This is a genomic window from Tabrizicola sp., assembly GCF_036781545.1.
In the GTDB taxonomy this organism is placed as follows: domain Bacteria; phylum Pseudomonadota; class Alphaproteobacteria; order Rhodobacterales; family Rhodobacteraceae; genus Tabrizicola.
The window spans coordinates 1-5,414 of the sequence record NZ_DAIQAT010000201.1 but is presented as its reverse complement, the minus strand read 5'-3'; the positions used below and the strand labels follow the sequence as shown (position 1 = coordinate 5,414).

General features: G+C 68.6%; 7 protein-coding genes. 6 read left to right on the top strand and 1 reads right to left on the bottom strand.

The features are described 5' to 3' along the window. The 3 genes from V7Q39_RS19000 to V7Q39_RS18990 all read left to right on the top strand — a co-directional run. Window positions 1-156 (top strand): DUF1285 family C-terminal domain-containing protein (locus tag V7Q39_RS19000; protein WP_443082550.1); only part of this gene is annotated, 156 nt, incomplete at its 5' end. A 7-nt stretch (window positions 157-163) separates the two neighbouring features. Beyond that, window positions 164-940 (top strand): hydroxypyruvate isomerase family protein, encoded by a 777-nt coding sequence (locus tag V7Q39_RS18995; RefSeq protein WP_333818182.1) that lies wholly within the window; start codon window positions 164-166, stop codon window positions 938-940. A 69-nt stretch (window positions 941-1,009) separates the two neighbouring features. Continuing rightward, window positions 1,010-1,195, top strand: coding sequence for a zinc-finger domain-containing protein (locus V7Q39_RS18990; RefSeq protein WP_333818181.1), 186 nt, complete (start codon window positions 1,010-1,012; stop codon window positions 1,193-1,195). A 15-nt stretch (window positions 1,196-1,210) separates the two neighbouring features. Here the strand turns inward: V7Q39_RS18990 and V7Q39_RS18985 are convergent, their stop codons facing one another. After that, a complete protein-coding gene (locus V7Q39_RS18985) occupies window positions 1,211-1,666 on the bottom strand; it encodes a GNAT family N-acetyltransferase (RefSeq protein WP_333818180.1) in 456 nt (151 codons plus the stop codon). Window positions 1,667-2,056: 390 nt separating this feature from the next. Here V7Q39_RS18985 and V7Q39_RS18980 point away from each other — a divergent pair, with 390 nt between their 5' ends. The 3 genes from V7Q39_RS18980 to V7Q39_RS18970 all read left to right on the top strand — a co-directional run. After that, window positions 2,057-2,542, top strand: coding sequence for a hypothetical protein (locus V7Q39_RS18980; protein WP_333818179.1), 486 nt, complete (start codon window positions 2,057-2,059; stop codon window positions 2,540-2,542). A gap of 163 nt (window positions 2,543-2,705) precedes the next feature. Continuing rightward, the gene (locus V7Q39_RS18975; RefSeq protein ID WP_333818178.1) at window positions 2,706-3,374 is read left to right on the top strand and encodes a DUF2459 domain-containing protein; all 669 of its coding nucleotides are present in this window, start codon (window positions 2,706-2,708) and stop codon (window positions 3,372-3,374) included. A gap of 53 nt (window positions 3,375-3,427) precedes the next feature. After that, window positions 3,428-5,414 (top strand): DNA polymerase (locus V7Q39_RS18970; RefSeq protein ID WP_333818177.1); only part of this gene is annotated, 1,987 nt, incomplete at its 3' end.

The following is a 5,414-nucleotide window of genomic DNA, read 5'->3' as shown; positions in this document are numbered from 1 at the left end:
CTGATCCGCCGCAATCTCTGGGCGCTGATCGACCGGAAATCCTTCTACCGGCTGATCGATCTGGGTTGCCATGAGACGCATGACGGGCATAAGTGGTTCGGTCTCTGGTCCTCGGGGCAGTTCTTCCCGGTGATCCCCTCGTCGGAATTGCCCTGATCTCGAAATGCCCCGTTTCGCTGCGAACCTGACCTATCTCTTCACCGAGGTTCCCACGCTTGACCGCCCCGACTGGGCCGCGCGCTGCGGTTTCGACGGGGTGGAGGTGCTGTTCCCCTATGACCAGCCGATGGCCGACTGGGAGCGCGCGCTGAACGGCCTGCCGCTGGCGCTGATCAACGCGCCGCCGGGGGACTGGGCCAGCGGCGACCGGGGCTTCGCCGCCGTGCCGGGAATGGAGCGGCACTTCCGCGACAGCTTCCTGCGCGCCGCCGAATACGCGACCCGGCTGAAGGCCGAGAGGGTGCATGTGATGGCCGGGGTCGCAAAGGGTCCGCAGGCCGAGCAGTGCTATGCCGAGAACCTGGCCTGGGCCCTGGCCGAGGCGCCGGACCTCACGCTCACGCTGGAGCCGCTGAACCCCGACGACATGCCGGGCTATTTCCTGAACGACTACGACCAGACCGCCCGCATCCTGGACGACCTCGCCAATCCCCGGATCGGCTTGCAGTTCGACCTCTGGCACGCCGCCCGCCTGCATGGCGATGCTGGCCTCGTGTGGCAGGACCACCGCCACCGCATCAACCACGTCCAGATCGCGGGCTTCCCGGCGCGGAACGAACCGGGCGGCGGTGGCTTCTCGCTGCCCGACCTCTGCGACGCCATCGACGCCGAGGGGCCGGACGTCTGGATTTCCGGCGAATACCGCCCGGCCAAGGGCACGGCGCAGGGACTGGGCTGGCTGGCCGCGCTGAAATCCCGCGGGGCGCTGATCGGGGGGTGATCCTGACCCCTTGTGCCCCCTCGCCCTGCCCCGTTAAATGGCGGTGAAGCCAGCACAGGACACTCAGCCATGCCCATAGACGCGCCGGAAACCCAGATTGTCACCAGCTGGAAAGTGGCCTGCGACGGCGGCGAGGGCGCGCTGGGGCATCCCCGCGTCTGGCTGACGATCCCCGAGGATACCGGCTTTGTCGAATGCGGCTATTGTGACAAGCGCTACGTCATCGACCGCGAACACGCCCACGACGACCACTAGCCGCGCGCCCTCGGATCACTCCGCCGCAAAGCGCGGTTCGCGGTCGGGTCCCAGCGCCCGCCAGGCCAGCGCCGAACCATCCGTCTCGGGCCGGGTGCTGACCGTCAGCCCCTCGCAGCCCGCATCCGCCGCCGCGGCCCGCGCCGCCGCCAGAAGCGCCCGCCCGATGCCGCGCCCGCGGTCGGGTTCCTGCACGTAAAGCTGCTCGACCACGCCCCAGTCCGCCCCAGCAACCATGTTGCGCCCAAGGATCAGCAGCGCGAAGCCCACCGGATGCCGCTGCGGGCTGTCGGCGCGCAGCGCGACCAGCAGGCGGGCGGCCCGCCCTTCCAGCGCGATCCGCGCCAGCACGCGCGGGGTGATCGTCGCAGGCAGCCCATGCCGCGCGGCCAGCGCGATCAGCATTCGGTGCACTTCGGGCAGGTCTCCGGCCGTGGCGGGCCGGGTCGTGACGGGAGAAGGTGTGGTCATCTTCGGTTTCCTTCGCTGGAGAGCCTGGCGAGGGGGAACCTGTTGAACCATCCGGCCTGACCCTCGCGGGGCGGCTTTCTGGGTTTGCTTTTCGGTGTGAAACGCTGCCCGGCCGCCTATGTGGCGTCGGTCCAATAAAACGAGACAGGGATCATCGGGTGCAGCATGGCCAGACCATGCTGCCGGGCGGTGCGGGCCGTCAAGCCCCTCCGCACCCGTCCCGACGTCTCCCGGGGGGACGCCCCTGCGCGGCATCCCGCCAATGTGGGCCACGGCGGGGAACATACTGCCCCTGATCCCGTTCTTTTCCCAAGGCTCTTGGCCCTGCAGCCTTCTGGCATGCGGTGGCCCGGGTCGTATGAACGTGAAACCTCATACCGGAGATCCCAGATGAAACTTTACGCACCCCTCCTTGCCGTCCTGCTGGCGGCCCCTGCCCTGGCCCAGACCGAGGCCGACGGCAATGCCGGCAACGCGATCGACGCGGCGGACCTGTCCGCCCGCTCGGGCACGGTGTTCTACAGCGACGACGGCATGGTCACGCTGCGCACCGCCGAGGAAGCCAAGACCGGCTGGGCCAAGCTGAGCGCCGAGGACCAGCAGGCGCTGCGCGACCAATGCGCCAACCTGCCAACCGAGGGCGCCGGGACCGCGGAAAACAGCGCCCCCGCCGAAGCCACCTCAGAGCCCGCTCTGCCCGAGACCGAGGGCGCGCAGACGGCCGAGAACAGCGCTCCGGCCGCCACCACGTCCGAACCCGCGCCGCAGCCGACCGAGGGGGCGAACTCCCCCGAGAACTCGACCCCGATGGCGACCAACTTCGTCGCGGACCCGGTCCGTCTGCGGGCCGTGTGTGACATGATCGGCGGCTTCTAAGGCCGATACCGTTCCATCCCGACAACCGGGCGGCGTCGAGAGGCGCCGCCCGTCCTGCATCGGGGCGAGCCCCGCGCCCGCCCCTCCCGCATCCGGACCTCCCCACCTTGGCGGCGCCCCGCATCCCGTGCCAGCATGGGACCCGTTGCAACCCGGTTCCCCCATGCGCCGCGCCCTTCGCCTGCTTGCCGCCATCCTCGCCCTGCCAGCGCTCTACCTCGCCGCCTCGCTCATCCTTCCGCTGGTCCCCGGCCCCGGACCCGACCTCTCCGGCCCGCCCGCCCATACCATCGGCCTCGTTCAAGGCCCGATCCATACCGACATCCTCTTGCCCCTCACCCCCGAAACCCGCGCCCGCTTCGCCTTCGCCGAAGCCGCCGGGGTGCCGCTGACCGACCCGGACGCGGAATGGCTGGTCTTCGGCTGGGGCTCCGCCGCCTTCTACACGACGGCGGGCAGCTATGCCGACATCACCGCCGGTTCCGTCCTGACCGCCGCCACCGGCGACGATGCCGTGATCCGCCTGGACGCCCTGGGTCCGCTGCCGCCGCTGGAAAACCTGCGCGTCCTCCAGCTCTCCGAAGCGCAGTTCCAGGCGCTCCTCACCCGGACCGCCGCCGCTTTTGCAGGCCAGACGAAACTGAACCACCCCGGCTTCACCGGCACCGACGCCTTCTTCCCCGCCCATGGCCATTTCAGCCTGTTCCGCACCTGCAACGTCTGGCTGGGCGAGACCCTCCGCGCTTCGGGCATCCCCTTCGGCCTCTGGACCCCGGCCAACTGGTCGATCACCTTGTCGCTCGACCGGCACCTTGCGGACCAAACCGGGTAGCCCCGGCCCGGCCTTTCTGCCAATACTCCCCCCTGACGCGACGGGAGACGAAAATGACCTTCGGCAAAGGCCACCACCTGCACCTGATCGACGGCTCGGCCTATATTTTCCGCGCCTATCACGCGCTGCCGCCACTGACCCGCAAGTCCGACGGCCTGCCGGTCGGGGCCGTCGCGGGCTTCTGCAACATCCTGTGGAACGAGCTTTCCCGTGCCACCACGAACGGCAAGGCCGCGACCCATCTCGCCGTGGTCTTCGACCATTCCGCCACCACCTTCCGCAACGCGCTCTACCCCGAATACAAGGCCAACCGCCCCGACCTGCCCGAGGACCTGGTCCCGCAGTTCCCCCTGACCCGCGAGGCGACCCGCGCCTTCAACGTCGCCTGCCTGGAGACCGAGGGCTACGAGGCCGACGACATCATTGCCGCGCTCTCCTGCCGCGCGGTCGATGCGGGGGGGTCCTGCACGATCATCTCCTCGGACAAGGACCTGATGCAGCTGATCCGCGCGGGCGTCGACATGTTCGACCCGATGAAGTCCCGCGCCATCGGGCCAGACGAGGTGATGGAGAAATTCGGCGTGGGTCCCGAACGGGTGATCGACGTGCAATCGCTGGCGGGCGACAGCGTCGACAACGTTCCCGGCGCCCCCGGCATCGGGCTGAAGACCGCCGCGCTCCTGATCCAGGAATATGGCGATCTCGATACGCTTCTGGCGCGGGCACACGAGATCAAGCAACCCAAGCGCCGCGAGAGCCTGATCGACAACGCCGACCAGATCCGCATCTCGCGCCAGCTGGTGACGCTGGACTGCGACACGCCCCTCGACGTGACGCTGGACGATCTGGAAATCCGCCTGCCCGAAGGCCCCGCCATCATGGACTTCCTCGCCAGGATGGAGTTCCGCACCCTGACCAAGCGGGTCGCCGAGAAGCTGGGGCTTGCTGCCCCCGCCCTGCCCGAGGCGACGCAGCTGCAAGTCACCCCCCGCAGTGAAGAGACGAAGCCGCAGGAGGAAGAGCGCCTGCCCTTCGACATCTCGACCTACGAATGCATCCGCGACCTGCCGACGCTCGACCGCTGGCTCGCCCGCATCCGCGAGGTGGGCCATCTCGCCATCGACACCGAGACCACCAGCCTGGACGAGATGCGCGCCGAACTGGTCGGCATCTCGCTGGCGGTCGATCCCGGCAAGGCGGCCTATATCCCGCTCGCCCATACCACCGGCGGGGGCGACCTCTTCGGCGCGACCGCGCTGGCCGAGGATCAGCTGACCCTGACTGAAACCCTCGCCGCCCTGCGCCCGGTGCTGGAGGATGCCAGCATCCTGAAGATCGGCCAGAACATGAAATACGACTGGAAGATCTTCGCCCGCCTCGGGATCAGGATCGCCCCCTTCGACGACACCATGCTCATGTCCTACGCGATGCACGCGGGCCTTCACAACCACGGCATGGACGAGCTTTCCGACCGCCATCTCGGCCATACCCCGATCCCGATCAAGTCGCTCCTCGGCTCGGGCAAATCGCAAGTCACCTTCGACAAGGTCGCCATCCCCGACGCCACCTGCTACGCCGCCGAAGACGCCGATGTGACCCTCCGCCTCTGGCAGCGCTTCAAGCCGCAGCTGCACCGGGCGAAGGTGACGACCGTCTACGAGACGCTGGAACGCCCGCTGGTCCCGGTGCTGGCCGATATGGAGATGGCGGGCATCCAGGTCGACCGCGACACCCTTCACCGCATGTCGAACGCCTTCGCGCAGAAGCTGGTGCAGCTGGAGGAGGAGATCCAGTCCATCGCGGGCGAGAAGTTCAACGTCGGCTCGCCGAAGCAGCTGGGCGAAATCCTCTTCGACCGGCTGCAGATCCCCGGCGGCGAGAAGGGCAAGACCGGCGCCTATGGCACCGGCGCCGATATCCTGGAAGATATCACCACGCTGGAGGACAGCCACCCGCAGGGCGCGCAACTGGCCGCCCGAGTGCTGGACTGGCGCCAGATCGCCAAGCTGAAATCCACCTATACCGACGCGCTGCAACTGG

What these genes read in the sequence shown, in the direction of transcription:
- V7Q39_RS18995 (WP_333818182.1), top strand. Translation starts at nt 164, where the DNA reads ATGCCCCGTTTCGCTGCGAACCTGACCTATCTCTTCACCGAGGTTCCC.
- V7Q39_RS18990 (WP_333818181.1), top strand. Translation starts at nt 1,010, where the DNA reads ATGCCCATAGACGCGCCGGAAACCCAGATTGTCACCAGCTGGAAAGTG.
- V7Q39_RS18985 (WP_333818180.1), bottom strand. Translation starts at nt 1,666, where the DNA reads ATGACCACACCTTCTCCCGTCACGACCCGGCCCGCCACGGCCGGAGAC.
- V7Q39_RS18980 (WP_333818179.1), top strand. Translation starts at nt 2,057, where the DNA reads ATGAAACTTTACGCACCCCTCCTTGCCGTCCTGCTGGCGGCCCCTGCC.
- V7Q39_RS18975 (WP_333818178.1), top strand. Translation starts at nt 2,706, where the DNA reads ATGCGCCGCGCCCTTCGCCTGCTTGCCGCCATCCTCGCCCTGCCAGCG.